Origin of the sequence: Mesorhizobium sp. M1295, from assembly GCF_040318135.1 — a bacterium.
Classification (GTDB): Bacteria; Pseudomonadota; Alphaproteobacteria; order Rhizobiales; family Rhizobiaceae; genus Mesorhizobium.
In genome coordinates this window covers 258,181-284,731 of the sequence record NZ_JAMYLU010000002.1, presented here as the reverse complement: position 1 = coordinate 284,731, position 26,551 = coordinate 258,181, and the positions used below count along the sequence as shown (strand labels likewise).

Below are 26,551 nucleotides of genomic sequence, written 5' to 3'. Positions count from 1 at the left end.
CTCATCCATCGACTTGCCACTTTGACGGGCCTTGCCGTCGCGACCTTATTCCTGGCGGCGCCTGCCAATGCGCTGACCATGGCCGAGTGCAGCACCAAGTATAACGCGGCCAAGGATGCGGGAACGCTTGGCGGGCAGAACTGGAACCAGTTCCGCAAGGCCCAATGCGGCACCGATGCCACCGCCGCTACGACCGATCCCGCCCCAGCCAAAGCCACGGCCAAGGCCGCCGACACCACCAAGGCAGCCGCCGGCGACGATGCGGCGCCTGGGCTGACGGCGAAGGAGTGCAGCACCAAGTACCAGGCGGCAAAAGCCGCCGGCACGCTGAACGGCATGAAGTGGAACGATTTCCGCAAGACCCAGTGCGCCGCCGACGCGACGGCAGCCGCACAACCCGCCGCCACGACCAAGGCTGCGGCAGCCACCGCCGACGACGCTGCGCCGGGCCTGACGGCCAAGGAATGCAGCACCAAATACCAGGCCGCCAAGGCTGCCGGCACGCTCAACGGCATGAAATGGAACGATTTCCGCAAGAGTGAATGCGCCGCCGGCGCAACTGCAGCGGCACAACCTGCCGCGGCACCTGCCAAGGTGACGACAGCTGCCGCGACCGATACCGGCAAAGGCCTCAGCATGGCTGATTGCAGCGCCAAATATCAGGCCGCCAAGTCCGGCAATACTTTGAACGGCATGAAGTGGAACGACTTCCGCAAGAGCCAATGCGGCGCCGGCGCAGCCGACGACGACGACACCCTGCCGGCTCCCGATGCGAAGTACACCGGCGATCCGCAAGCGCCGACCATCACCGCCCCCCAGGGCGTGAAATTCCCGACGGCGATCTCCAAGAAATACGCTACCGAGACCCCGGCCAAGGGCCGCATGCACACCTGCCTCGACCTGTACTACGCCAACAAGGACGCCAACACGCTGGGCGGCCTCAGGTGGATCCAGAAGGGCGGCGGCTTCTACAGCCTCTGCAACGCCAAGCTGAAGAGCTGACCAGCGCCATCATCCGACGACATGAGCCCGCGAGCCGCAAGGTTCGCGGGCTTTTTTGTTGCTGCATGCTGCCGCGCGTTCCGAAGAGGCGGCATCCGCGCGCAGTCGGCCGCCGCTCTAGCGATCTCCCCCCTCGTGGGGGAGATGTCCGGCAGGACCCGGCAGGACAGAGAGGGGCGCTGTCCCGCCGACATCGATGGTCGGCAGCACGCGCCACGTTTGGTCGAAGGAGCCTGAAACAAAAAACCCGCCTCGGCGGGCGGGTCGTTGGAGCCAATTGGCACCATACGCAAATTAGTAGCATAGCTGCCGGCACAAAGCAAGAACAAAATGTGGCGCCGTCGGCAAAAAACTGCGAATTTCCTTCACCGGCGCGCCTTGTCGATCTTCCCGAAGTCGTCAACGAGGACGATAGAAGGCCGCGTTCCTTCGCGCCCCTCTCTGTCCTGCCGGACATCTCCCCCGCGAGGGGGGAGATTGGCCGTCATCGTCACTTTCGCCAATTTCCAGCGATGCAGGAAGGGTCGCATTCCCCAAAGAAAAACGCCGCGGTCAGAGCCGCGGCGTTTCGAAGTCGATCTCTCCTGGGCCGGAGCCTAGCTTGACGGCTGGGGTTCCATACCGCCTTCGGGCTCGGGGCCCTTCTTGCGGCGGCCGGACTTCGGCACGGCCGAGCCGCGGCTCGGCGGTGTGTCGTCGCCGAGGTCGCGTGCGGGCTTATTGCCGGCGATCAGCTGCTTGATCTCCTCGCCGGACAGCGTCTCGTATTCGAGCAGGCCTTGCGCCAGCGCGATCCATTCCTTCTTCTTCTTGGTCAGGATGGACCTTGCCGTCGAATAGGCCTCGTCGATCAGCCGGCGCACTTCGGCGTCGATGATCTGCGCCGTCTCTTCCGAGATATTCTGCGTGCGCGCCACCGAATGGCCGAGGAACACCTCCTCCTGGTTGTCGCCATAGGCGACATGGCCGAGCTTGTCGGAGAAGCCCCAGCGCGTCACCATGGCGCGCGCCAGCTTGGTCGCCTGCTCGATATCGGAAGAGGCGCCTGAGGTGATGTTCTCCTTGCCGAACTTGAACTCCTCGGCGACACGGCCGCCCATCATGATGGCGAGGCGCGAGATCATGTATTTGTAGCTCATCGAATAGCGGTCGCCTTCCGGCAGCTGCATGACCATGCCGAGTGCCCGGCCGCGCGGGATGATGGTCGCCTTGTGCAGCGGATCGGCCGACGGCACATTGAGCGCCAGGATGGCGTGGCCGGCCTCGTGATAGGCTGTCAGCTCCTTCTCAGCCTGCGTCATCGCCGACGAGCGGCGCTCGGCGCCCATCATGATCTTGTCCTTGGCGTCCTCGAATTCGGCCATGGTGACGAGGCGTTTGTTGCGCCGCGCCGCCATCAGGGCGGACTCGTTGACCAGGTTCATCAGGTCGGCGCCGGAAAAGCCCGGCGTGCCGCGTGCGATCACCTTGAGGTCGACATTGGGCGCCAGCGGCACGTTGCGCACATGCACCTTCAGGATCTTCTCGCGGCCGACGATGTCGGGATTCGGCACCACCACCTGGCGATCGAAGCGGCCCGGCCTGAGCAGCGCCGGATCGAGCACGTCGGGCCGGTTGGTGGCGGCGATCAGGATGATGCTTTCGTTGGATTCGAAGCCATCCATCTCGACCAGCAGCTGGTTCAGCGTCTGCTCGCGCTCGTCATTGCCGCCGCCGAGGCCGGCACCGCGATGGCGGCCGACGGCGTCGATTTCGTCGATGAAGATGATGCAAGGGGCGTTCTTCTTGGCCTGGTCGAACATGTCGCGGACGCGGCTTGCGCCGACGCCGACGAACATCTCGACGAAGTCCGAGCCGGAAATGGTGAAGAACGGCACGTTGGCTTCACCGGCGACCGAGCGGGCGAGCAGCGTCTTGCCGGTTCCGGGAGGACCGACGAGCAGCACGCCGCGCGGGATCTTGCCGCCGAGCCGCTGGAATTTCTGCGGGTCGCGCAGGAACTCGACGATCTCTTCCAGATCTTCCTTGGCTTCGTCGACGCCGGCGACGTCCTGGAAGGTGACGCGGCCATGCGCTTCGGTCAACAGCTTCGCCTTCGACTTGCCGAAGCCCATGGCGCGGCCGGAACCGGACTGCATCTGGCGCATGAAGAATATCCAGACGCCGAGGATGAGGATCATCGGCAGCCAGGAGATCAGGGTGCCGAACAGCGAATTGGAGCCGTCGGATTCAGGACGCGCATTAATGGTGACGTTCTTGTCCTGCAACCGCGAAACCAGCGACGGGTCCCCAGGCGAATAGGTCTGGAAGCCGTTGGAGCTGTCCGTGTAGTTGCCGGAGATACGGGCGCCGGCGATGGTCACCGACTTGATCCGTCCCGCCGCGACCTCCTGTAGGAACTGCGAATAGGGGACATCGCTCGAGGCTCCACGCGTCTGCGGCGTCTGGAAAAGATTGAAGAGAGCGATGAGCAGGACCGCTATGATCGCCCAGAGCGCGAGGTTGCGATAATTTGGATTCATCAATTGTCCCGTTGGCGCCCGCTGGGCGGACGCACGTCGTGAGAGGAAACTTGGCCCTAACATAGGGAGAGCGTCTCCCCTTGCCAAGCATAACAGCAGGTCTCGGTTAAGCTTTCGCCCGTGGTAGGCCGGCACTGTGGCCGCCGAATGGCGCGGCTGGAACCGGCGCCGCGCCAAGCAACGCGGCGACGGCATCGGCCGGCGCCAGATCGAAGGACGGCAGGAAACGGGCGAAGGGCGCGACTGCCGGATATGCGGCGACCGCCGCCGGCATCGGGCTTTCCTCAGGCAAACCCGGGCCTTGCCCAGGCAGACCAAGGCACTCGCCATCCCGCCATAGCGCTGGTTCGGCGGCCAAGGCGGCACGCACAAGGCTTGCCGGCGTGCCATGCCCGGCAATTGCCCGCTTTGCGGCAAGAGCCACCCCGAGCGGGGCAACCAACAGCGGCGCGATCAACAATGCACCTGAACTGTCGCTCAATGTGATCCGTCTGCGGCCGTCCCAAAGGGCATTGTCGGAAACCGCAACAGCGGGCGGCAGATCGCGCAACTCACGATGCAGAAAGATGCCGGTACGCCGGGCATCGACCACGCTCCGCGACAATGTGGCACAAAGCGGCCCGGCCCGGAGCCGGCCGAAAAGGGCTTCGCCGCGGGCCTGGTCGGGAAGGAAGGCGGTACCGCCGGTCGCCGCCAGCAGGATGCGCAGCGCATAAATAGCCGCCCGGCGGTCGGCGACCGTCGCAAAATCCTGATCGAGGCGGACGAGGCCGGCGGCCGGCCTGGAGGCCAAGCCGCGGATCAGCATGGCCGCGCGCTGTCCTAACTGCTCACGCTCGACCGCCGCCTTTCTGGCCAACGCCATCGTTTCAGCCATGCGAAGCGCATCGTCGCCTTCAACAAGTGCTGCGCGGACGCGCGGGCGCTCGAAAGCAGTGTCGGCATTGGTCGGGTCCTCGACCCAAGCGACCTGTTCGCGCCGGAGGAATTCGCGCAGCGCCGCACGCCGCACGCCGAGCAGCGGCCGCACGATCCAGTACCGCCAGTCGTAGAGGGTTGCCGGCGCCATGCCGGCAAGGCCCCGCGGCCTCTCCTCACTTGGCACCTCGTCACGCGCTTGCCGCATCAGCACGGTCTCGGCCTGGTCGTCGGCGGTGTGGCCGGTCAGGATCAGCCCGACGCCTGCCGCTTCGGCGGCCTCGGCGAGCAGCCGGTATCGGGCTTCGCGCGCGGCGGCGGGCAGGCCGGTCGCTGGTTTGTGCCCCGACCAGACGACGATGCGATGGGCAATGCCGCGCGCCGCGCACAGCCTGGCCACGGCTTGCGCTTCCGCTGCCGCTTGCGGCCGCAATTGGTGATCGATCGTCACCGCCAGCAATTTCGTTGCCGGTGCGGTACGGTCGAGATGGGCTTTGAGGAGGAGGAGGAGAAGGGCGGTCGAGTCGCTGCCGCCGGACACGGCCACAACAGCGCCGTTGGAAAAGTCGATCCGCGAAAAATCCGAAAGATCAGGCTCGGTGTCGAGCGTCATGCATGTCGCCCAAAAGTGGGCCCGGTTTTGGGGCAACGACGTGCAACAGAAAAACTAGCACGCCGCGAGTGCCCTTTCCTGCTTGACCCGCTCCTTGAGCGCGCCGGAAATATCGGGGTAGCGCTTGCCGATCTCGCTGAAGGTGGCACAGGCCACGTCGCGCTGCTTCAGCCCGACCAGTGAGACGCCGAGCTTCAGCAGCATGTCTGGCGCTTTCTTGGCCTTGGGATAGTCCTTGCTGGCTGCGAGGAAAGTCTCGGCCGCATCGCGGTATTTCTGCTGGCCGAGCAGCGATTCACCGAGCCAGTAATGCGCGTCCGCCGCTTTGGCGTCCCGGGGAAACCGAGCGATATGGTCGCGGAAGCCCTGTTCGGCGGTGCTGTAGTCGCCCGACAGGATGAACTGGTAAGAGTTGCGGTAAAGCTCCTCCGGGTCGTTGGTCGAGGGGAGTGCCGCGACCACCGTATCGTCGGATTTGCCGGCCTTGTTGCCGGCTGCGTTGGCGCCGTTGGCTGGGGCCGTATTCTGCTCCGGCGCGTTCGCCTGCGCATTGCCATCGGCTTCGACGACATTGCCGTTTTTGTCGACGGTGATGGTGCCGAACGTCTTGGGCGGCGCGCCGGGGATCAGCTTGCCGGGATCGCCGTTGGGCGATTCGACGATGACGTCCTCGACGCTCTTGTCGCCGGCTGGCGGCGTGTCGGCAGCGGCCGGAGCCTGCGTTGCAGGCGCCTCCGCCACGTTACTGTCGCCGTTGGGGTTGTCGCTGTTGGGCGCCGCCTCGGACTTCTTCTGCTCGGCCGGCTGCTGCGCGCCTTGCGGACCGCCTTCCAACTGCTGGAAGCGGAATTCGTTGTCTTCCTGCTGCTTGCGGATCTGCTCCTGCATCTGCAGGACCTGGAAGTTGAGTTCCTCGATCTTGCCGTTCATCTGCCGGAGCTGTTCCTCCAGCGCCGGAGTGCCGGTGCCATCCTGTTGCGCGAGTTGAACCTGATCCGGCTTTTTCTTTTCACCGAAAATGCCGGGCAGTTTGATCGTCGGCAGATGGAAGGAAAAGCCGCTTTCCGATGACTGCCCGGTGCCGCTTGCCCCGTCAGCAAGTGCCGCGATACTTGATACGAGCAGCAGCGCAAGCGTGCCGCTCAAGACCGATCTGAAATGCATGTGCCTCTCGCCGTGAAACCGTTGTTGCGCGCCTCTCACTCGAAGTAGACCAGCCAACTGGGACTAGCCAGACGCTCTCGGCTCTTAACAGGACGTGAGACTTCGGCCAAATTTTGTTTGGAGCGGGCAGATATGAAAAAGGCGGCCCTTTGGCCGCCTTTCGCACCAAGTGTTGCATTTGTGCCGATCAGGAGCCGGCGCCGCCCAGGGTGGTTACGGCGCGGCGGTTCTGCGACCAGCAGGAGATGTCGTCGCAAACCGCGACCGGACGCTCCTTGCCATAGGAAATGGTCTTCAGGCGCTGCGCCGAAACGCCCTTGGCGACCAGGAAGTCGCGGGTGGCGGCAGCACGGCGGGCGCCGAGCGCCAGATTGTATTCGCGCGTGCCGCGCTCGTCGGCATGGCCTTCGATGACGATGGCATACTGCTTGTACTGGTTCAGCCACTGTGCCTGGCGCGCCAGCGTCGTCTGCGCATCGGCGCGGATCGACGACGAATCGGTGTCGAAGAAGATGCGGTCGCCGATGTTGACGGTAAAGTCCTGGGCTGACCCGGGCGTTGCCGCACCAGCGCCGTTGAGGCCGAGATCGGCGGCGCTGTTTGGCGTCTTCTTCGAGGCGCAACCGGTGATCGCGAGCATCGCGACCAGCGCGATCATGACCGGGTTTGTGGTAAGTGCTGCGATACGGCCCATGCCGCCTCTCCTTCGCAATTCGAGTGATTTCATTGATCGTCCAGTAACCACGTTTGGGTTAACCGGCGCTCAAGAAACACGGTTAAAATTTGGTTTCGGCTGCCGTCCACAACCGTTCTGCCGAGGGCTACTCAAGGGCGACAATGAGCGCGGACCGTAGGCGGAAATGCGGCCAAAACATGAAAAAGAGGGAATTGAAGAATTGAAGAGTTGAGGAATTGAGGAAAGAGATCACCTCAGCTTCTCTCTGAGATTGACCAGCATTCCGTAGATGCGGGCATAGGATTGCAACCAGTCGTCGCGTTGCACCTGTGTGATATACTCGAGGTCGAACGCATACGAAATCCACGTCTCCACTTCACTGCATGACCCTATGGCCATCGAAATGAAGCGTGCGAATTCGGGCTTGGAGCGGGTCTGTTTGGCAAAACCCTCAGCCAAATTGGCGCAGATCGCCTTGCTGGAACGACGTAGTTGATCGGCGAGCGCGTATTGCTCCATTTTCGGAAAAGCAAGCGTGGCTCTGTGTACCCCAAGGGAAACCGCATAGGCGCGCTTATAGACTTCCAAATCCCTCGCGTGCTCGATGTAGGCCCCTGGCTTCTCCATTCTTCAGTTCTTCAACTCGTCAGTTCGTCAATTCCTCAGTTCCTCTATTCGAGCAGCGGCGACCAGGCCGGATCCGAGGCGAAGTTCGCTGTCGGGATCGACTGTTCGTTGCGGCCGGTGAGGTCGACCGACACAAGTTTTGGTCCGCCATTGGAATCGCGGAAGAACATCACCACCCGGCCGTTGGGTGCCCAGGTCGGCCCTTCCTGCTGAAAGCCGGTGGACAGGATGCGCTCACCCGAACCGTCGGTGCGCATGACGCCGATCTGGAATTCGCCGCCGGTCTGCTTGGTGAAGGCGATGAGATCGCCGCGCGGCGACCACACCGGCGTCGAATAGACGCCGTCGCCGAACGAGATGCGGGTCTGGCCCGAGCCGTCGGCGCCCATCACATAGATCTGCGCCCGGCCGCCGCGGTCCGAGGTGAACACCACCTTGCTGCCGTCGGGCGAGTAGGACGGTGAGGTATCGATGGCGGTCGAATTGGTAAGCCTGGTCGTCGAGCGGCTTCTCAGGTCCATGGCGAAGATGTTGGAATTTCCGTCGTCGCGCAGAAGGCTCATGATTACTTTCTGGCCGTCCGGCGAAAAGCGCGGCGCAAACGTCATGCCGGGGAAATTGCCGACCAGCTCGCGCTGCCCCGTCTCGATCTGCAGCAGGTACACCCGCGGCTGACCGCTCTCGTAGGACATATAGGTGATTTCCTGCCGGTTCGGCGAGAAGCGCGGCGTCAGCACGATCGACTTGCCGTTCGAGAGATAGCGGACGTTGGCGCCGTCCTGGTCCATGATGGCAAGCCGCTTCTTGCGCGCATTCTTGGCACCGGACTCGTCGATGAAGACGACGCGCGTGTCGAAATAGCCCTTCTCGCCGGTCAGCCGTTCGTAGATGGCGTCGGCGATGATGTGGGCGACGCGCCTGGTATTGGCGTCGTTGGCGAAGAACTGTTCGCCCGACATCTGCTGGCCGGCAAAGGTGTCCCACAGCCGGTACTGGGCGCGGACACGGCCGTCAGCCTCCTTGCCGACACTGCCGGTAACCAGCGCCTGCGCATTGATCACCTTCCAGTCTTCGAAGCGCGGCGTCGCATCAGGGTTCGAGATCTTTTCGATGAAGGCGCTTTTGTCGATCGGCGCGAACAGGCCGGAGCGTTTCAGGTCGGCACTGACGATGTCGGAAATCTCGGCGCCGAGCGCATCGCCGCCCTGGAAATCGGTGATGGCGATCGGCAACGGCTCGACATTGCCCTTGTTGACGTTGAGCTCAACGAGCGCCCGCGCCGGCAGGGTGGCAGCAACGGTCATGCCCAGCGCCATCGCTGCGATCGCCAGGAGCGGCTTGAGAATGGATTTCATGTCTTCTCGCTTCTCTTCAAGGATTCTATGGGGGCGCCGGCCTAGAGGCCCAGCATCTCCCTCGGATCGAAAGTGACCTGGATGTCGGACCAGATGTCCTGCTTGCCTGCGGGAACCTGCAAGCCAGCCATGTCGCATTTCTGAACCGCGCGAACGGCACTTTCGTCAAACGGGCGGTTTCCGCTCGACTTTTCGACAGTAGGCCGGCCATCCAGCTTGCCCGACGCGTCAAGATTGAAGCGGACCACGGCGACGAGATCCTCCGCGCCTTCCACTCCGACTGGCAGGGTCCAGCATCCTTGAAGCTGATTTTCCAGGGTTCCCATCTCCGATTTGGAGAGCTTCTGGCCCTGATCCTTGTCGCCGCCGAGCGAAGACTGTTGGGTCGAGCGCTTGGCGCCGCCACCGGCCGGCTTCCGCTTGTCGAGCAGAGCCGAAATCTCGTCGGCGTTGAATTGCTTGTCGTCCGATTTCGGCTTGGATGAGGCTTCCTTGACCGGCTTGTCGGCATCCTTGCGCTCCGGCGCCTTGGCGCTTTCGGCCTGGACCGGCTGCGGCTTCGGCCGAGCCTCAGGCGCGGGGGCCGAGTCGGGAAGCTGCGCCTCCTCGGTTGGCGGTTCCTTGGCAATCGCCTCGGCGACGGCGTCCGGCTTGACCTCGGGCTGTGGATCGATCGCGGCGGTCTTGTCCTGCGGCGGCGTGGGCGTCGGCTCCTTGGCCGGCGTCGGCTTGGGCTCGGTCTGCTTGACCGGTTCTGGCTTGACCTCTTCCTTCGGCTGCGGCACCGGCGCTACCTCCGTAGCGGGAATTGGCTTCGGCTCTTCCTTCGGCTTCGGCACGTCCTCGGGCTTGGGCTTTTCGACCGGCGTCGGCGCGGGTGGCGGGGCCGCCGTCATGTCGACCGGCTGGGGCTTGGGCTCAGGTGTCGGCGGCTTGTCGGTGTCGACGCTGTTATCGCCGACTTTCTGGGCGTCGGGAACGATGTCGGGACGCTGCGTCGGCACCGGCGCCGGCTTGTCGTGCATCACAGCCTTCTTGTCGCCTTGCAGGATCTGTGCCGTCGCTTCCATCGGCACGATCTCGACCGACACCGATTCCGCATCAGACGCGGGCATCGCGGGCGGCGAGGACAACGTGAACAGGCCGAAGGCCAGCGCCACCGTATGCAAGATCACCGATGTGGTGAGGCCGGTCCTCATCTTGCGTCTATTGATCCTGTTCCTGCAGTGAAACCAGGCCGATATTCTTGTAGCCGGCGGCCGAGATACGAGCCATCACCTTCATGGCCATGCCGTAGTCGGTAGATTTGTCACCTCTGATGAAAATGCGCTCGTCATAGCCGGTCTTCGAGATCGCCTGCAGCTTTGCCACCAGCTCCTCGATCGGGATCTCGGTTTCCTGGAGGTAGATCTGACCGGCCGAGTTGATGGACACGGTTATAGGCTGCGTATCGGCGTTCATCGCTTTGGCCTGGGTATCCGGCAGGTCGATCGGCACGCCGACCGTCAGCAACGGCGCCGCGACCATGAAGATGATCAGCAGCACCAGCATCACGTCGACCATCGGCGTGACGTTGATCTCCGATATCAGGGCGTGATGGCGGCCGCGCCGCCTGTGGCCGCGCCCGCCGCGTCCTCCGCCACCTGCGCTTACGGACATTCCCATGATCGTTCCTCAGGCCTTCTGCACGACTTTTTCATCGATTTGGCGCGAGAGTATGGCGGAGAACTCATCCGCGAACCCTTCCATGCGCACCGCGATCTTGCTCGCGTCGGACGACAGCTTGTTGTAGGCGATGACGGCAGGGATGGCGGCGAGCAGGCCGATGGCCGTCGCCAGCAGCGCCTCGGCGATGCCGGGCGCGACCACCGACAGGCTGGTGTTCTTCGACGCGGCGATCGCCTGGAACGAGGTCATGATGCCGATAACCGTGCCGAACAGGCCGATAAAGGGCGCCGCCGAGCCGGTGGTGGCGAGAAAGCCGAGCCGCCCTTCCAGCTTTTCCATCTCGCGGGTCAGCGCCAGATCCATGGCCTTGTCGATGCGGGTCTGCAGGCCGAGCGGCGATTTCGCGCCCTTCTCGAAGCTCTTCTTCCATTCGCGCATGGCGGCGACGAAGATCGCGCTCATGCCGGTCGTCTTGCGGTCGGCGAGCGTGCGGTAAAGTTCTTCCAGCGACTGTCCCGACCAGAACACCTGTTCGAAGCGATTGAGCGCCAGCCGCATGCGGGCATAGGCGACGAGCTTGTCGACGATGATCGCCCAGGTCCAGATCGAGGCGCAGAGCAGCCCGATCATGACCAGCTTGACCACCCAACCGGCCTGCATGAACAAGGCCCAAATCGATAAATGCGCGCCCGGTTCGGCGAGAGCGATGTTTTCCATGTTACGTCCTTAAAGATTTTCCGGGCGTGGCTGGCGGCTGGCCCATGGGCATCCCTTGTGGTCCGTTCGCGTTAAGCTGGCGGAATAACCCCAAATGCACCATTGGCGGCCTTTTCGGGGCAAATATTGGTGAAAGGAAGGCGCTTGGATTCTCCCAATCTTAACCAATCCCTTCATGGACCGTTATGGTTAAGGATGGGTTAGGACGTACAGCGCGGCGCATTGCCGCGCCCCGACGAGCCGCCGGCGGTCCTGGCCCCCTAACCGAGAGCTCCGGGATTGTCCGCCTCTGAACCCTTATTTGCGCGTTCTGGGCATGAAGGCTGCGATCCAGTCCTTGGGAAAGCGCCGCGGCCGTCCGTTGTCGCCGACGATCGCCGCTTCGACCCGCGCCTCGACCAGCACTTCGCTGCCGCGCTTCAATTGCTGCGCCATGACGATCCGCGCACCGGAAATCTCGTCGGTGCGCGTATCGATGGTCAGGATGTCGTCCATGCGGGCCGAACCGCGGAAATCGATTTCCATGCGCCGCACCACCCAGACTATTTTCTCGCCATGTTTGCCCTCGGCAAGCTCGGTGTGGTGGACGCCGGCCAAGCGCAGATAATCGGAACGGCCGCGCTCGAAGAACTCGAGATAGCGCGCGTGGTAGACGACGCCGGAAAAATCGGTGTCTGCATAATAGACCCGCGCCATCAATCGATGGCCGAATTCCGTCAGCGCGCCGGAAAGCCCGGCGGACAATGCCGATTCACGGTGATCGTCCATTGCTGTCCTTTTGGCCCGACGGGCCCTGTTTTAAGCAACACCTGTTTTGCGCATAGACCGGCGATGATCAAGACCTGGAGGGCGGGGCCGGGAACTGCCAGCACCGAAGCCATAAGCAGCGGAACTTACGGCTCTTCCTGGAATAGGCTGATCTGCTGCTGCGCCAGGTCCTTCGGCGCGTCGAGGCCGAGATGCCGCCAGGCATTGGCCGCCAGCACGCGGCCGCGCGGCGTGCGCATGATAAAGCCTTGCTGGATCAGAAAGGGTTCGATGATGTCCTCGATGGCATCGCGCGGCTCGGAAAGCCCAGCGGCGATGGTTTCAATGCCGACTGGCCCGCCGCCGAAATTCCGGGCGATCATCGACAAATAGCGGCGGTCGAGCGCGTCGAGGCCGAGCCCGTCGACCTCCAGCCGCGTCAGCGCCTCGTCGGCGATCCTGCGGTCGACATGGCCGTCGCCGGCAACGCTGGCGAAGTCGCGCACCCGGCGCAACAGCCGGCCCGCGATGCGCGGCGTGCCGCGCGCCCGCCGGGCGATCTCCAAAGCACCGTCGTCACCGAGCGGCATGGCAAGGATGCGGGCGCCGCGCCGCACGATCTGCTCGAGTTCCTCGACGGAATAGAAATTGAGCCTGACCGGGATGCCGAAGCGGTCGCGCAGCGGGTTGGTCAACAGGCCGAGCCGGGTGGTGGCGGCGACGAGGGTGAAGCGGGCCAGGTCGATCTTGACCGAGCGCGCCGCCGGCCCCTCGCCGATGATCAGGTCGAGCTGGAAATCCTCCATCGCCGGATAGAGGATTTCCTCGACCGCCGGGTTGAGCCGGTGGATCTCGTCGATGAACAGCACGTCGCGGTCTTCGAGGTTGGTGAGCAGCGCCGCGAGATCGCCGGCCTTGGCGATGACCGGACCGGAGGTCGAGCGGAAATTGACGCCGAGCTCGCGCGCCATGATCTGCGCCAGCGTCGTCTTGCCGAGGCCGGGCGGCCCGACGAACAGCACATGGTCGAGCGCTTCGCTGCGGCCCTTGGCGGCTTCGATGAACACTTTGAGATTGGCCCGCACCGCCGCCTGGCCGACGAAGTCGCCGAGCGTCTGCGGCCGCAAGGTCTGCTCGGCATCCTCGCCGCGTTTGTCGGGAGCAATGAGGCGTGGCGAAAGGCTCATGCGAGCAGTTCCATACCGGGAATGGCCTTGGCAGCGCGCTGATCGAAGGTGACCGTGTGCGTGCAACCTAATTTTCGATTGTGCTCCGCAATCAACGCGTCGGCAAAGTCGACCTGCACTGAATTCGATCGTTCGAGCGCGATGACGATGGCATCGAAGTCTTCGAACTCCAGCGTCTTGATCTTGAGCAGCCTCTGGATCGCGGCCAGCACCTGTTCCTTGGGCTGCCTGTAGCGCGAAGCCAACGACCAGCTGAATTCGACCAGCACGATCAAGCTCACGAAGCCGGGCATTTCCAGACTGAGGCCGCGGCCGAACGCAAGCGCCTTCGCCCGCTGCTCCGGATCATCGTTGAGCACCATGCGAAGCAGAACGTTGGTATCGATGCCGATCGACGTCAAGCGGCACCCTCTTGTCCGTCATTTGGTCTATCCCCGACAACATGCCGGCCGACCGCATCCCGCACAGCGGCGTCGATTTCCTCCAGCGTAGCGGGACCGCCAGGCGGATCTCCCAAGAACCCGGCGAGGTCGGCAAATCCGAGGTTGCGCGGCGTTCCGATCAGGTAACCATCCATGACTGTCCAGGCGATCGTGTCGCCTGTCTTGAGCGACAAGGCGTCGCGGACGTCCTTTGGGATCGTAAGCTGTCCCTTGGAGGTCAGACTGGCATATGCGCCCATATTCTTACTCCTGGAGAAAATTCTTACCGATCACATAGTAGTCGGAATTTCACTTTCCAGCAACGTCTCACCGTGCCAGCTCCTTCAGCCCGAAGCGGATCAGCTTCGATGCGTCCGCTTCCTCGCCTGCCGTCTTCAGCGCCGCCGCCACCGCATTGGCGGCGGTGTCGCGCGAATAGCCGAGATTGACCAGCGCCGAGACGGCGTCTGTAATCGGCGCCGAAGCAACGCCCTCGCCGAGCTCCTGCCTCAGGCCGATGGTGCCGGAGGCAGTGCCCGCATAGGCCGGCGCCTTGTTCTTCAACTCGGTGACGATGCGCTCCGCCACCTTCTTGCCGACGCCCGGCGCGCGGCTGACCATGGCGATATCGCGCAACGCAATCGCATTGGCGAGGTCGGCCGGCGCCAGCGTCGACAGGATGGCCAGCGCCACCTTGGCGCCGACGCCCTGCACATTGTTCATCAACAACCGGAACCATTCGCGCTCCAGCACCGACTGGAACCCATAGAGCCGCAGCATATCCTCGCGCACATAGGTCTCGATGAACAATATCACCGCCTCGCCGGGCGGCGGCAATGCGGCAAGCGTGCGCGCCGAGCAATAGGCGACATAGCCGACGCCATGCACGTCGACGATGCAGAAATCCTCGTCGATCTCGTCCAGCGTGCCTTTTAGCTTGCCGATCATTTGAGCTTGCCGATCATGCCGGGTGGGTTTCCGGAGAGATGATATCGAGGTCCGGGAAATAGCTGCGATAGCGCGCGGCATCGCGCGTCAGCAGGCGATGCCCAGCGACAACCGCATGGGCTCCAATAAAGAAATCCGGCAGCGTTCGTTCGCGGAGGCCGCCGGCGCGGCGATAGCGGGAGTGCGTGACACCAGCAAGGAAGGCCGCTTCCCACGGCAGGAATTCGCGATCCATCTTGAGCATGTCGACTGCTTGGCGAAGGGCCTGTTCGGTCGCGATCAACGGCGCGAGTTCGGACCAGACGATTGCATTGATTACGAGTGCGCCGTCGCGCCGGCATGCGGTAATTGCTGATGCCGACCATTTCGTCTCCCGTCCGGCAGGACCCCAAACGTCGATCAGGACGTTTGTGTCAATCAATGTCGAGGTCTTCACGCGGGCCCCTCAGCCATTCCACATATTCGTCCGCCGTCATGCCCCCCAGATCCAGCGTACCAGCCATACGGCCGAGCATCTGGCTGAATCTGCGCGAGGCTTCCTCCTTCGACATGTTTTCGTCGACCGCAATGACACGAGCACCGTCCTCGGTGGGGACGAACTCCACCTCCGAGCCCGGGCCGATACCCAGATGATCCCGTATTTCCTTCGGGATGGTCACTTGGCCCTTGGTGGTAACGCGCATGGTAATACCTCGTTGGTATTACTTATTGTTCACTGGAGAACAAGTCAAGAACAAACTTATTCGGCCAGCATCGCCATCCTGTAGGCGATGCTCTGCCTGTGATGCGCGTGACAGATGGCGATGGCCAGCGCATCGGCGGCGTCGTCGGTGTCGAAAGTCGCCTTCGGCATCAGCACCTTGACCATCATATGGATCTGCTTCTTGTCGCCATGGCCGACACCGATCACCGCCTTCTTGACGGCGTTGGGCGCATATTCGGCAACGGCAAGGCCGGCGCGCGCCGGCACCAGCATGGCGATGCCGCGTGCCTGGCCGAGTTTCAGCGTCGCCGCGGCATCCTTGTTGACGAAGGTCTGCTCCACCGCCGCCTCGTGCGGCATCGTGGCATGCAGGATCTCGGCAAGCCCGTCATGCAATTGGCAAAGACGCACCGCCAGCGCCGCCTTGTCGTCGGACCGTACTGTGCCGGAAGCGACGAAGCGCAGCGAATTGCCAAGGCTTTCGACGATGCCCCAGCCGGTGCGCCTAAGCCCCGGATCGATGCCGATGATGCGAATCGCTTTCCCCATCCGCCAAGTCTACCTTCAGCGGGCAGCGATGCCAGCGAAATGTGAACAAACCAGAAACGGGGCTCGTGATGTCCACAAAGCCTCTGAGACCGTTTCGAAAGGTCGCTCCGGCGAGTCATATGGTGGTGGTTTCGAGAACCGGAGCGCAGCGGACATTTGGGTCCGTGAGCCCACGCGTGATCCCGAGGGGATCATGCGCAATCAAAGTGCTGCAGCGTCCTTTGCGCGTCCAAAAGGACGCGGCGCTGCAGGTAAGCGGAGAAAACGCCGCCAGATGGCCGCTGGAGTAGAGTTTCCAAACGGTCTCTCAGCCGCGGGCGAAAGCCGTGTTGAGCAACGTGATCTGGTCGGAGACCGGATTGAGGCGACGGCTCGACTGAGGCACCTCGGCGAGGCCGCCATAGATCTCCTCGTCCATGCGGCGCACCAGCGCCTGCAGGCGCAGCGAGCGGTTGACGAGGTCGACGAAATCCGTCGGCAGCTCGGCCCAGCCGGGCGCCTCGTCATGCGCGGAGGCGGTGTCGAGACGCACCTTGGATTTTTCGGAAGCCACCTGATCGCGGGTCATCTCGCCGGAATTCGCCGCCCGCTGCAAAAGCAGCCACGAGGCGACCTGCATCAGCCTGGTGGTCAGCCGCATCGACTCGGCCGCATAAAGCGTCGCCGCCAGCCTCGACAGCTTCTTGGCCTCGGCGCGGCCCTTGCCGTCGAGATATTCGGCCGCCTGCTCGACCAAGCCCATGCCTTCCTGATAGAGCGGCTTGAAGGATTGGGAGAAAACCCGGCGCTCCGCCAGCTTGATGGTGTTCGCGCTCGCCTTCGAAGGCTCGTTCATCGCTGCGCCCCTGCACTTGCCTGACAGCCGGCCGATTCGGCTCTTGGCCGCCATATCCGGCAGCCTAAACGACTGAAGCTTGAAAATGCGCTTCGCTGCCGGCGAAGGCAAGCACATGTTTAACAAACGGTTAACGGCCGCATTTGGCCCAAGGGGCTCCATGCCGGCGAACAAAAAAAGAGCCGCGGATAAGGCGGCTCTCAGGAGTTTAACAGGGAGGCGTCAAACAAAGTGGCTCCAACCACTCGGTAAGAATCCAGATCACTGGATGGACATAGTAAACGCCTGTAAAGCTTAACAAAGCCTTAACGCAGGGCATATTTTTCGATCAAGCGCCCAGCATCTGTGCCGTAACAGCACAGATGGCCGGCTAAGCCGCCGCTCTCACCACCGGCTGGAAAGTGGGGGCGACGCGCTTGCGCCACGGTTCCTCCAGATCGTGACCGACATACCGAAACAGATCCGCTCGCCGCGCGACATCGTTCCGAAACAGGCGCCGCGCTAAACGCCCGCTCCTCGCAACGAGGCGGAGCAAAATTGCGCTCCGGCAATCATCAAAATTTCTCAAGGAGCGAACAATGGACTGGTACTCGGCCGTTAAATTTCTGCACATCGTCTCGGCGATCCTCTGGGTCGGCGGCGGCTTCACCCTGATGCTGCTTGCGGTACGCGCCGACCGCGCTGGAAACGTCGAAGGCATGTTGCAGGCGATGCGCGCCACTGGCGAGCTCGGTAACCGGTTCTTCGCGCCGATGTCGATGCTGACATTGCTCTTCGGCCTCATCATGTGCGGCTTCTGGGTCGGCTTTTCCGATTTGTGGGTGCTGATCGGCCTTGCCGGTTATGCGACGACCTTCTGCATCGGCATGTTCGTCTTCAAGCCGACTGCCGACCGCATGGCAGGCATGATCGCCAAGGATGGCGTGACGCCGGCGGTGCTTGCCCAGGGCCAGCGCGTCCTCAATGCCGCGCGCTTCGACTATTCGGTGATGCTGATGATCATCGCGGACATGGTGCTGAAGCCGACACTGCACGACATCACCATTCTTGGCTGCATGGCGTTCGTGCTGGCAACCGGCGCTGCTCTCGCGCTTGGCAGGACGCGGCCGCTGCTGCCGAGTGCCGCCTGAGGTTTAAGGAATCCGGCGGCGGCCGCCTGGGGCCGCCGTCTTACAGAAGGCCGGCGATGCCGTCCCACAGAAGCTTGACCGCGACGACCGCCACGGTCGCATAGGTGAAGGGATAGAACAGCTCCGGCCGCATCCGCCGCACCAGCCAGGCGCCGGCGATTGTCGACAGCGGCGCCAGCGGCATCAGCACCGCCGACGCGGTCAAATTGGTGGTGTCGAACTGGCCGAGCGCGAAATAGGGGATGAGCTTCAGTGCATTGGTGACGGCGAAGAAGATCGCCGCGGTGCCGGACAGCACCTTCGGATCCAGCCTGATCGGCAACGCATAGACCTGAAAAGGCGGGCCGCCGACATGGGCGACGAAGCTGGTGAACCCGGCAACGGTACCCCAGAAGCCGGCGGCAACGCGGTTGGGCTCCGCCGCGTGGCCGGCACCGTGGCGGAGTTGCAAATAGAGCCAGCGCAGCACGAAGATCAGGGCGACCGCGCCGACGATCAGCCGGACCATCTCTTCGGTTACAAGTGCCGCCGTCAGCCAGCCAAGGGCAATGCCGATCACGGCACCCGGCATCATGTCGGCCAGCATCTTGCGGTCGAAGATACCCCACCATGTCCACACCGAGACAATGTCCATCAGGCACAGAATTGGCAGAAGAATTGCGGCAGCCTGAACCGGCGGCATGGTCAGCGCCATCAATGGCACGCCGACAAAGCCGACGGCGCCGCCGAAGCCGCCTTTCGACAGGCCGACGAGGATGACGGCCGGCATGGCCGCGGCATAGAACCAGGGATCGATGAGCAGGCCTGACATGGGGAAAGGAGGCTGGAGGGAAAGTTGAACTCTGGAATAGACCAGAAATGGCCAGACCGCGACCGCAAATACGTGGGCCACGCCACCGGAGCCCGTCACATATTTGGCATGTCGAGCGGCGGCGGGCGTCTCCGGATCGGCTGCGCCTTGATGATGGCGGTGCTGGTTTCGGCCTTGTCGGCGATGCGGTCGAGAATCCCGTCGAGCTCGCCGATCGAGCGGACGAACAGCCGGGCGACGAAGCAGTCATCGCCCGTCACCTTGTCGCATTCGCCGAATTCCGGGATTTCCTCGATCAGCTTCTGGACGATGTGCAGCTTACCGGGCAACGGCCGGATGCGAACGATCGCCTGCAAGGCGTAGCCGAGCGCCTGCGGATCGATGTCGATGGTGAATGCGCGAATGACGCCGCGATCCTCAAGCCGCCGAAGCCGCTCCGAAACGCTTGGCGACGACAACCCGACCTGCAGCGCCAGTTCCTTCAGCGAGGTCCGTGAATCCCTGACCAGGATATCGAGGAGCTTTCTATCGAGCTCGTCCAGCATTTTACAATTCCAAGAAAAAGCCGATGTTTACCTAATTAAATTAGGTTCGTTCTGCATATCACCAGCTACAAGTCATGGAAAGGCCCATATCTGCCGTGGGATTATAGAATCTCAACGGGTTTCGGGAGCATCCATGGACAACACGGTACGCGGCACGATCGAAATGACTGCGGCGATGGCGATCCTCGGCACGATCGGCTGGTTCGTCGTCCTGTCCGGCCAACCCATCATGGACGTGGTGTTCTGGCGCTGCGCCTTCGGTGCGGTAACGCTGCTGGTTATCTGCACGGCGCTGGGACTGCTGCGCGGCAGGCTGTCGCTTCGCATTGTCGCGATCGCGGCTCTCGGCGGTGCTGCCATCGTTATCAACTGGCTGCTGCTGTTCAGCGCGTTTTCCCGCGCGTCGATCTCGATCGCCACGGCTGTCTACAATACGCAACCCTTCATGCTGGTCGGTTTTGGCGCGCTCTTCTTCTCCGAACGGCTGACGGTGACCAAGCTGACCTGGCTCGGCATCGCCTTCGCCGGCATGCTGCTGATCGTGCAGGCCGCGCCCGATGCAGGCGATCATGGTACGGATTACTTTACCGGCATTGCGATGGCGCTGGCCGCGGCTTTCTTCTGGGCCGTTGCGGCTATCGTCACCAAGAAGCTCAAAGGCACGCCGCCGCACCTGATCGCCCTGATCCAGGTCTGCGTCGGCGTTCTCATGCTGGCACCTTTCGCCAATCTCACCCACCTTCCCGCCGATGCGCGGAGCTGGGTCATGCTGGCGACGCTCGGCATCGTCCATACCGGCCTGATGTACATCCTCATGTACGGCGCCATCCAGAAACTGCCGACGCATCTGCAGGGGTCGCTGTCCTTCATCTATCCAGTCGTCGCCATCCTCGTCGACGTCGTCGCCTTCGGCCACCGGCTGCATCCGGCGCAGATCGCCGGCGCCGCCGCCATCCTGGTCGCCGCCGCCGGCATGAACCTCGGCTGGTCGCTTTGGAAATCGAAAGTGCCTGCGTAGAGCCCGCAAGCGACCAGGCGAGGAGAATTTCGGCCAACGGTAGTCATGCGCCGAGCCCCGATAGATCTAGCCGGCAATCGTGATCCCCCTGCCGCCTGTTCAATCCCCGCACTTTGCTCTATGCCGCAATGCAACCATCTTCGCCCGGCATAGGCGATAACCGGGACCGAACACCAATGAATGACGCAACGCCCCCCAACCGCTGCCGTATCGTGTTGATCGCGCCGCCGAACGTGCCGGCCGAGCGCATCGCCGCAGCCTTCGACGGCGGTGACGTCGCCTCGCTGATCCTGCCGGAAAACGGCATGGACGAGGCCGCCTTCCAGGCCTTTGCCGAGCAGATCGTGCCGGTGGCGCAAGCGGCCGGCATTGCCGTCATCATTGCTGGCGACACCCGCATCGCCGGCCGCGTCCAGGCCGACGGCATCCATGTCGAGGTCGGCAAGGACGAGCTCGCCGAAACGATCGAACACTTCCAGGCCAGGATGATGGTCGGCACCGGCGGCGCCAAGACCCGCGACGACGCGCTGGAACTTGGCGAGGTCAGGCCCGATTATATTTTCTTCGGTCGCTTCGGCTACGACAACAAGCCGGAGCCGCATCCCCGCAACCTGTCGCTCGGGCAATGGTGGGCGGACGTGATCCAGATCCCTTGCATCGTCATGGCCGGATCCGATCTTGCCTCGGTGGAAGCTGTCGCCGCCACCGGTGCCGAATTCGTGGCGCTTTCCAGCGCGGTTTTCGCCGGCGACGTCGATCCGAAGACGGCGGTTGCCACCGCCAACGCGCTGCTCGACGAAACCGCACCGCGCTTCGAGGACTGACGTGCTCTCTCGGACGATCCTTTTCAGCGCTTTTCTCGCAACGGCCGTAACCCAGGCGATAGCGGCGGAACCCGTTCCGCTGCCGCAGCCGAGGCCGGATTCCAGCGAGCCTGCCGACAAGCCGTTTCTCCCACCATTGCCGCAGCCCGCCACCACGGCCCCTTTGCCGTCGGCCGATACCATCAACCCCGACCGCTTCGGCGCAAAACCGTCCGACGCCGCCTACGGCGCCTTTCAGCGCGGCCTCTACAAGACGGCCTACAACCTTGCGATTTCCCGTGCTCAAAACGGCGATCCGGCGGCACAGACGCTGGTGGCCGAGATATTGTCGCGCGGCCTCGGCGTGCCGGTCGACGCGGCAGGGGCGGCGAAGTGGTATGCGCTTGCCGCCGAGCAGGGCATCCCGGAATCGCAATTCCAGTATGCGCTGATGCTGCTCGATGGCCGCTACGTCAAAAAGGACGAGAAGGAGGCCTATGCGCTGATGCAGGCCGCCGCCGAAGCCGGCAACCGCCTGGCGCAGTTTAATTTTGCCCAGCTGATGGTCGAACAGGAGCCCGGCGATGCCGGTATTGCCAAAGCCGTATCCTATTACGAGCGCGCCGCCGCGACCGGGCTTGCCGACGCACAATATGCGATGGCACAGGTCTACGCCAATGGCGCCGGCGGCAAGCCGCGCGACGATGTCCGCGCCCGCGGCCTGCTGGCACAGGCTGCGCGGCAGAACTACGACACGGCGCAGATCGATCTCGCCACCTGGATGATCGAGGGGCGCGGCGGCGCCCGCGACCTGAAATCGGGCTTTAACTGGATGAAGCAGGCCGCAGAAGGCGGCAACGTCGCCGCCCAGAACCGTCTCGCCAAGCTCTACATGAACGGCATCGGCACCGATCCGGATCTGATCCTCGCCGGCGCCTGGTATGTTGTCGCCCGCCGCGCTGGGCTCATCGACCAAGAGATGGACGATTTCCTGCAGGGCCTGACCGACGAGCAGACGCAGCAGGCGCTGCAACGGGCCAATCGCCTGCCCTGACTGTGATCTCGCGACTCATTGCACCCGGACTCGCAAGCGCGAGGCTCATTGCGTATGATCGAGCACGACCTTGCCGAAGGGCGAGCCGTGTTCAAGGTACCGAAAGGCTTCGGCGGCCTGGGTCCACGGTACGACCCGGTCGATCACCGGTCTCAATCGGTTGACGACAATGGCGCGGTTCATCGCCTCGAAGGATTCGCGTGAGCCCACCGGTATGCCTCGCGCCCTGACCTGCCGGCGGAAGATGTCGAGCGGGTTGATGGCGCCGTCACTGCCGCCGAGATAGCCGATGACGTTGATCTGGGCGCCGCGCGCCGCTGCCCTCAGCGATTGTGTAAAACTCTGCGGTCCGCCAACCTCGATGATATGGTCGGCGCCGCGCCCATCCGTCAATCCCAACACGGCCGATGCCCAGTCCGGGACGCTGCGATAGTTCACGCCATCATGCGCGCCCAGTTGCTTTGCCCGTGCAAGTTTCTCGTCGCTGCTCGACGTCACGATGACGCGCGCCCCGGCAGCGGCGGCGAATTGCATCGCAAACAAGGAAACGCCGCCGGTGCCGAGACAAAGTACGGTGTCGCCGGGCTTGACGCTGCCCTCTGTAAACAGCGCGTGCCATGCCGTCACGCCGGCGCAGGGCAGCGTCGCCGCCTCGAAGTCGCTCAGATTGGCCGGCGCCAGCACCGCCGCCTGTTCATCGAGCCGAGCAAATTCGCTGAGCAGCCCGTCGATCGGGCCGCCACCTTGATAGGAGGGCTCGGCCATCGCGAAACTGCCGCCGACCCAGCGCTGCCAGAACGTGCCGCAGACCCGGTCGCCGATCTTGAACCGGCTGACCTCGGCGCCGACGGCTACGACTTCGCCGACGCCGTCCGACAGCGGCACCAGCGGCAATGCAAATTTCGTGTGATAGCTGCCGCGGACGATCTCGGCATCGCGGTAGTTCAGCGCCGTCGCCTTCACCTTCACAATCATCTCTTGGCGCCCTGGTTCAGGCATCGGCCGCTCGACCATTCTGAGATTCTCGAGGCCGCCCGGGCTCTGCAATTCGATCGCTTTCATCGTGTTCCTTCTCTGCTGGTCCTGCCGGAGGAAAATCGCTTGCCATCCATCGGATTTCAAATTCATAATGTTCAGCATAATTATGCCTCTCTGACATGTTCAGGTGTCTCGTGCTCGAAGAACTGAAAACACTGGCCCTCTTTGCCGAGGAGGGTTCGATTCAGAAGGTGGCTCGACGCCTGCCGTTGACGCAGCCGGCCGTCACCCGCCAGATCCAGCGGCTGGAGGAGATGCTCGGCACGGAATTGCTCGACCGCCGGCTAAAGCCGTCGCGACTGACCCCGGCCGGCGTAGAGGTGCTGGCACGCGGCAAGGACATTCTCGCCGCCGTCGACGCGCTGCGATCATTCGCCAGGGGCAACGAGCCGGAGGGTCTGCTGCGGCTCGGCCTCGCCCATGGACTTTGCGACAAAGCCGTGGCCGCCGCCATTGCTGATGCCGTGGCGCGGTTTCCGAAGGTTTCGCTGCGTCTGAAGAGCGGTTGGAGCCTTGAGCTGGCCGACCAGCACAAGCGCGGACAGCTCGACCTCGCCTTCATCCTGGACGGCGGCAATTCCAAAACTGGCGACGGCGTTGTCGGAACCGAGCCCCTCGCCATCATCGCCGCCGAAAACACCGGCCGGCAAGCCGACGTCAAGACCATGCCCTGGGTTCTCAGTCCTGAACCTTGCGACGCGCGCCGGCGGCTGGCGGCTGCCCTTGCCGAGGGCGGCCACAGGTTGATGGTCGGCGCCGAGATTCAGGACAGCGCGCTGCAGATCGACTGGGTTCGTCGAGGCCAAGGCCTTGGCCTGCTGCCCAAGCGGCTGCTGCAGGAAAAGCTGCCGGAGGGCATTGCCCTGGTCGACGCTCCCGGCCTCGAGCTGTCGCTGCGAATTGTCGTCTTGCGTTCGCCGCACCTGCATCTTTTAACAGAGGTAGCCGACGCCATGAGCGCGGCCGTAACCGCCATCGTCAGGACGGACTGAGGCTGCCGCGCCGCGCTGCCGGGCGAGCTTCGTTCCCGCTTCATCGGAAGGCGCTCCTTGCCTCTGCTAGCGATTTGTGGTCTTGGAGGCGCCAAATTGCCCTTTGCGGCGATCATCTCATTTCCGGATCACCTCACCATGGCCAAGATCAATGGCAACGAAATCCGTCCCGGCAACGTCATCGAGCATGATGGCGGCCTTTGGGTGGCGGTCAGGACCAACACCGTCAAGCCCGGCAAGGGCGGCGCCTACAACCAGGTCGAGCTCAAGAACCTGATCAACGGCACCAAGCTCAACGAGCGCTTCCGTTCGGCCGAGACGGTCGAGCAGATCCGGCTCGATCTGAAGGATTTTTCCTTCCTCTACGAGCAGGGCGACGCGCTGGTGTTCATGGACACCGAAAGCTACGAGCAGCTCGAATTGCAGAAGGAGTTCGTCGGCGATCGCGCCGCCTTCCTGCAGGACGGCATGATGGTGACGGTCCAGCTCTATGACGAAAGGCCGATCGGCATTTCGCTGCCCGACCAGGTGACGCTGACCATCACCGAGGCCGACCCGGTGGTGAGGGGCCAGACGGCAGCCTCGTCCTACAAGCCGGCGATACTCGAAAACGGCATCCGTGTGCTGGTGCCGCCGTTCATCGGCTCGGGCGAGCGCATCATCGTCGACACCAATGAAATCACTTACGTGCGCCGCGCCGATTGAGGCGTGATCCCGAAAAGTGGCAGACTTTTTGGATAGGATCACGCGTCAAAGCAGATAGGCGCAGCGACAGGAAGAAGAGCAATGGCGCGTTCCGCGATCCTCAATGTCATGGTCCAGGCCGCAATGAAGGCCGGCCGCTCGCTGTCGCGCGACTTCGGCGAAGTGCAGAACCTGCAGGTCTCGATGAAGGGGCCGGGCGACTATGTCAGCCAGGCCGACCGCAAGGCCGAAGACATCGTCTTTGCCGAACTGTCCAAGGCGCGGCCCGGCTACGCCTTCCTGATGGAGGAACGCGGCGTGATCGAGGGCGACGACGGCCAGCACCGCTGGATCGTCGATCCGCTCGACGGCACCACCAATTTCCTGCACGGCATTCCGCTCTTCGCTATCTCGATCGCGCTGGAGCGCCAGGGCCAGATCGTCGCCGGTGTCATCTACAATCCGGCGATGGACGAGCTCTACACCGCCGAGCGTGGCGGCGGCGCCTTCATGAACGATCGACGGTTGCGCGTCGCCGGCCGCACCAAGCTGGTCGATGCGGTGATCGGCTGCGGCGTGCCGCATCTCGGGCGTGGCCAGCACGGCAATTTCCTTGTCGAGTTGCGCAATGTCATGGCCGAGGTCTCGGGCGTGCGCAGCCTCGGCTCCGCCTCGCTCGATCTCGCCTACGTCGCCGCCGGCCGCATGGACGGTTTTTGGGAAATCGGCCTGTCGGCCTGGGATATTGCCGCCGGCATGTTGCTGATCCGCGAGGCGGGCGGCTTCGTCTCCGATTTTGCCGGCGGCCAGGACATGCTGACCGCCGGTTCGGTCGTTGCCGGCAACGAACTCATGCAACGCGCGCTGTTGAAGACGGTGAAGAAGCCGCTCCCAGCGCGCTGATGTAGTCGCGCCGCGCTGAAGCGCCGCAGTCGCAAAACCGCAACCAAAGCTTGAAATACTGTCCCGCGGCCGCCCAGATAAGGCGACGCAGGATCATCGATGACGAACAGCCGGCCCACATCCCAGAGCGAATTATCCCAGCTCGACATCCCCTTCATGGGGCGCTGGCATTACTCGCGCGCCGAGATCATCGCCGACGGTATCGTCCACGCCGTGGGCATCGTGCTGGCGATCTCTGCCGGCTCGACGTTGCTGGCACTGGCCGCCTATCGGACCGGCCCCGGCGAATATGTCGCCGCCGCCTTCTATGTGGTCTCGCTGCTCACCGTGCTGTCGGTTTCGCTGGCCTATAATCTGTGGCCGGTATCGTCGCCGGCGAAATGGATATTGCGGCGCTTCGACCATGCGGCGATCTACCTGCTGATCGCTGCGACCTACACGCCGTTCCTTGCCCAGCTCGGCGGCTCGCCGCTGGCTGTTTCGATGATCGTCCTGGTTTGGATCGCCGCGACGGTCGGCATCGCCATCAAGGTCTTTCTCCCCGGCCGTTTCGACCGGCTGGCAATCGTGTTCTATCTCGCCATCGGCTGGAGCGGCATCGTTCTGGTGGAGCCGCTCCTACGGACGCTGCCGGCGACATCGATCGCCCTCATCGTTGCCGGCGGCATCGTCTATTCCTGTGGCGTGATCTTCTTCGCCTGGAAAGGCCTGCGCTTCCACAATGCGCTGTGGCACGGCTTTGTCGTCACCGGCGCCGGCCTGCATCTGGCCGCCATGGTCGACTGCCTGGTCATTAACCGGCTTTGACCTCCGGTCGCGGACAGTGGCAATATTGCCAAGCGCCATTCAATTTCGTCACAATTCCGTTTAGAGTCGCAAACACAATGTGATCGGCGGCGATGGCATCGGAAACGGGGCAC

General features: G+C 63.3%; 30 protein-coding genes. 9 read left to right on the top strand and 21 right to left on the bottom strand.

The genetic code is table 11. From position 1 onward, the window contains the following. Positions 1–336 precede the first annotated feature (336 nt). Positions 337–1,002 (top strand): hypothetical protein, encoded by a 666-nt coding sequence (locus tag NKH29_RS04445; protein WP_502911213.1) that lies wholly within the window; start codon positions 337–339, stop codon positions 1,000–1,002. A gap of 596 nt (positions 1,003–1,598) precedes the next feature. On the opposite strand, the gene ftsH is transcribed toward NKH29_RS04445, so the two are convergent. The 18 genes from ftsH to rcdA form a co-directional block, all read right to left on the bottom strand. After that, positions 1,599–3,524, bottom strand: a complete 1,926-nt coding sequence (gene ftsH / locus NKH29_RS04440; protein WP_023677989.1) for an ATP-dependent zinc metalloprotease FtsH — start codon at positions 3,522–3,524, stop codon at positions 1,599–1,601. Between the two features lie 106 nt (positions 3,525–3,630). Further along, positions 3,631–5,055: a tRNA lysidine(34) synthetase TilS gene (gene tilS / locus NKH29_RS04435; RefSeq protein ID WP_352787893.1), complete on the bottom strand. Its 1,425-nt coding sequence runs from the start codon at positions 5,053–5,055 to the stop codon at positions 3,631–3,633. A gap of 54 nt (positions 5,056–5,109) precedes the next feature. Beyond that, positions 5,110–6,219, bottom strand: a complete 1,110-nt coding sequence (gene ybgF / locus NKH29_RS04430; RefSeq protein WP_352999097.1) for a tol-pal system protein YbgF — start codon at positions 6,217–6,219, stop codon at positions 5,110–5,112. A 187-nt stretch (positions 6,220–6,406) separates the two neighbouring features. Then, complete coding sequence (gene pal / locus NKH29_RS04425; protein WP_352480915.1) at positions 6,407–6,913, bottom strand: peptidoglycan-associated lipoprotein Pal; 507 nt, start codon at positions 6,911–6,913, stop codon at positions 6,407–6,409. A 231-nt stretch (positions 6,914–7,144) separates the two neighbouring features. Continuing rightward, entirely contained in the window at positions 7,145–7,522 is a 378-nt protein-coding gene (locus NKH29_RS04420; protein WP_352480916.1) for a four helix bundle protein, read from the bottom strand. A gap of 44 nt (positions 7,523–7,566) precedes the next feature. Then, on the bottom strand, positions 7,567–8,838 hold the full coding sequence (tolB, locus tag NKH29_RS04415) for a Tol-Pal system beta propeller repeat protein TolB (RefSeq protein ID WP_502900346.1): 1,272 nt from the start codon (positions 8,836–8,838) through the stop codon (positions 7,567–7,569). Positions 8,839–8,918: 80 nt separating this feature from the next. Next, positions 8,919–10,076: a cell envelope integrity protein TolA gene (gene tolA, locus NKH29_RS04410; protein ID WP_352494161.1), complete on the bottom strand. Its 1,158-nt coding sequence runs from the start codon at positions 10,074–10,076 to the stop codon at positions 8,919–8,921. A 7-nt stretch (positions 10,077–10,083) separates the two neighbouring features. Further along, positions 10,084–10,542, bottom strand: coding sequence for a protein TolR (gene tolR / locus NKH29_RS04405; protein WP_352909911.1), 459 nt, complete (start codon positions 10,540–10,542; stop codon positions 10,084–10,086). A 9-nt stretch (positions 10,543–10,551) separates the two neighbouring features. Continuing rightward, positions 10,552–11,262, bottom strand: a complete 711-nt coding sequence (gene tolQ / locus NKH29_RS04400; protein ID WP_023719609.1) for a protein TolQ — start codon at positions 11,260–11,262, stop codon at positions 10,552–10,554. A gap of 297 nt (positions 11,263–11,559) precedes the next feature. Then, entirely contained in the window at positions 11,560–12,030 is a 471-nt protein-coding gene (gene ybgC, locus NKH29_RS04395; protein ID WP_023719610.1) for a tol-pal system-associated acyl-CoA thioesterase, read from the bottom strand. 125 nt (positions 12,031–12,155) lie between these two features. Then, complete coding sequence (gene ruvB, locus NKH29_RS04390; protein WP_352494158.1) at positions 12,156–13,196, bottom strand: Holliday junction branch migration DNA helicase RuvB; 1,041 nt, start codon at positions 13,194–13,196, stop codon at positions 12,156–12,158. After that, entirely contained in the window at positions 13,193–13,597 is a 405-nt protein-coding gene (locus tag NKH29_RS04385; RefSeq protein WP_352494157.1) for a type II toxin-antitoxin system VapC family toxin, read from the bottom strand. The genes ruvB and NKH29_RS04385 overlap by 4 nt, the downstream gene beginning before the upstream one ends. Continuing rightward, positions 13,594–13,878, bottom strand: coding sequence for an AbrB/MazE/SpoVT family DNA-binding domain-containing protein (locus NKH29_RS04380; protein ID WP_352494156.1), 285 nt, complete (start codon positions 13,876–13,878; stop codon positions 13,594–13,596). The genes NKH29_RS04385 and NKH29_RS04380 overlap by 4 nt, the downstream gene beginning before the upstream one ends. Before the next feature lie 67 nt (positions 13,879–13,945). Next, positions 13,946–14,566, bottom strand: coding sequence for a Holliday junction branch migration protein RuvA (gene ruvA, locus NKH29_RS04375; protein WP_352494155.1), 621 nt, complete (start codon positions 14,564–14,566; stop codon positions 13,946–13,948). Between the two features lie 13 nt (positions 14,567–14,579). Further along, positions 14,580–15,002 carry a type II toxin-antitoxin system VapC family toxin gene (locus NKH29_RS04370; RefSeq protein WP_023719614.1) on the bottom strand — a complete coding sequence of 141 codons (423 nt, stop codon included), beginning with the start codon at positions 15,000–15,002 and terminating at the stop codon, positions 14,580–14,582. After that, a complete protein-coding gene (locus NKH29_RS04365; RefSeq protein ID WP_023719615.1) occupies positions 14,980–15,249 on the bottom strand; it encodes an AbrB/MazE/SpoVT family DNA-binding domain-containing protein in 270 nt (89 codons plus the stop codon). The genes NKH29_RS04370 and NKH29_RS04365 overlap by 23 nt, the downstream gene beginning before the upstream one ends. A gap of 56 nt (positions 15,250–15,305) precedes the next feature. Beyond that, complete coding sequence (gene ruvC, locus NKH29_RS04360; RefSeq protein WP_352999096.1) at positions 15,306–15,818, bottom strand: crossover junction endodeoxyribonuclease RuvC; 513 nt, start codon at positions 15,816–15,818, stop codon at positions 15,306–15,308. Positions 15,819–16,125: 307 nt separating this feature from the next. Next, positions 16,126–16,653: a protease adaptor protein RcdA gene (gene rcdA / locus NKH29_RS04355; RefSeq protein ID WP_023719617.1), complete on the bottom strand. Its 528-nt coding sequence runs from the start codon at positions 16,651–16,653 to the stop codon at positions 16,126–16,128. A 578-nt stretch (positions 16,654–17,231) separates the two neighbouring features. Between rcdA and NKH29_RS04350 the strand changes: the two genes are divergently transcribed. Then, positions 17,232–17,783: a DUF2269 family protein gene (locus NKH29_RS04350; protein ID WP_023719618.1), complete on the top strand. Its 552-nt coding sequence runs from the start codon at positions 17,232–17,234 to the stop codon at positions 17,781–17,783. 40 nt (positions 17,784–17,823) lie between these two features. Here the strand turns inward: NKH29_RS04350 and NKH29_RS04345 are convergent, their stop codons facing one another. Then, positions 17,824–18,594 carry a sulfite exporter TauE/SafE family protein gene (locus tag NKH29_RS04345; RefSeq protein ID WP_023719619.1) on the bottom strand — a complete coding sequence of 257 codons (771 nt, stop codon included), beginning with the start codon at positions 18,592–18,594 and terminating at the stop codon, positions 17,824–17,826. Between the two features lie 95 nt (positions 18,595–18,689). Then, the gene (locus NKH29_RS04340; RefSeq protein WP_023719620.1) at positions 18,690–19,139 is read right to left on the bottom strand and encodes an Lrp/AsnC family transcriptional regulator; all 450 of its coding nucleotides are present in this window, start codon (positions 19,137–19,139) and stop codon (positions 18,690–18,692) included. A 133-nt stretch (positions 19,140–19,272) separates the two neighbouring features. Between NKH29_RS04340 and NKH29_RS04335 the strand changes: the two genes are divergently transcribed. The 3 genes from NKH29_RS04335 to NKH29_RS04325 all read left to right on the top strand — a co-directional run bounded on the left by NKH29_RS04335 (position 19,273) and on the right by NKH29_RS04325 (position 22,014). Then, the gene (locus tag NKH29_RS04335; protein WP_023719621.1) at positions 19,273–20,157 is read left to right on the top strand and encodes a DMT family transporter; all 885 of its coding nucleotides are present in this window, start codon (positions 19,273–19,275) and stop codon (positions 20,155–20,157) included. A gap of 176 nt (positions 20,158–20,333) precedes the next feature. Continuing rightward, positions 20,334–20,981 carry a thiamine phosphate synthase gene (locus NKH29_RS04330; protein ID WP_023719622.1) on the top strand — a complete coding sequence of 216 codons (648 nt, stop codon included), beginning with the start codon at positions 20,334–20,336 and terminating at the stop codon, positions 20,979–20,981. Between the two features lies 1 nt (position 20,982). Then, on the top strand, positions 20,983–22,014 hold the full coding sequence (locus tag NKH29_RS04325) for a tetratricopeptide repeat protein (protein ID WP_023719623.1): 1,032 nt from the start codon (positions 20,983–20,985) through the stop codon (positions 22,012–22,014). Positions 22,015–22,059: 45 nt separating this feature from the next. Here the strand turns inward: NKH29_RS04325 and NKH29_RS04320 are convergent, their stop codons facing one another. Then, positions 22,060–23,076, bottom strand: coding sequence for a zinc-dependent alcohol dehydrogenase family protein (locus tag NKH29_RS04320; protein ID WP_352999094.1), 1,017 nt, complete (start codon positions 23,074–23,076; stop codon positions 22,060–22,062). Positions 23,077–23,171: 95 nt separating this feature from the next. Between NKH29_RS04320 and NKH29_RS04315 the strand changes: the two genes are divergently transcribed. The 4 genes from NKH29_RS04315 to trhA all read left to right on the top strand — a co-directional run bounded on the left by NKH29_RS04315 (position 23,172) and on the right by trhA (position 26,438). Continuing rightward, positions 23,172–24,044, top strand: a complete 873-nt coding sequence (locus NKH29_RS04315; RefSeq protein WP_352480922.1) for a LysR family transcriptional regulator — start codon at positions 23,172–23,174, stop codon at positions 24,042–24,044. A 138-nt stretch (positions 24,045–24,182) separates the two neighbouring features. Next, complete coding sequence (gene efp, locus NKH29_RS04310; protein ID WP_023678016.1) at positions 24,183–24,749, top strand: elongation factor P; 567 nt, start codon at positions 24,183–24,185, stop codon at positions 24,747–24,749. A gap of 81 nt (positions 24,750–24,830) precedes the next feature. Beyond that, positions 24,831–25,631, top strand: coding sequence for an inositol monophosphatase family protein (locus NKH29_RS04305; RefSeq protein ID WP_023719626.1), 801 nt, complete (start codon positions 24,831–24,833; stop codon positions 25,629–25,631). Positions 25,632–25,730: 99 nt separating this feature from the next. Continuing rightward, a complete protein-coding gene (gene trhA / locus NKH29_RS04300; protein ID WP_352480923.1) occupies positions 25,731–26,438 on the top strand; it encodes a PAQR family membrane homeostasis protein TrhA in 708 nt (235 codons plus the stop codon). The last annotated feature ends 113 nt before the right edge of the window (positions 26,439–26,551 follow it).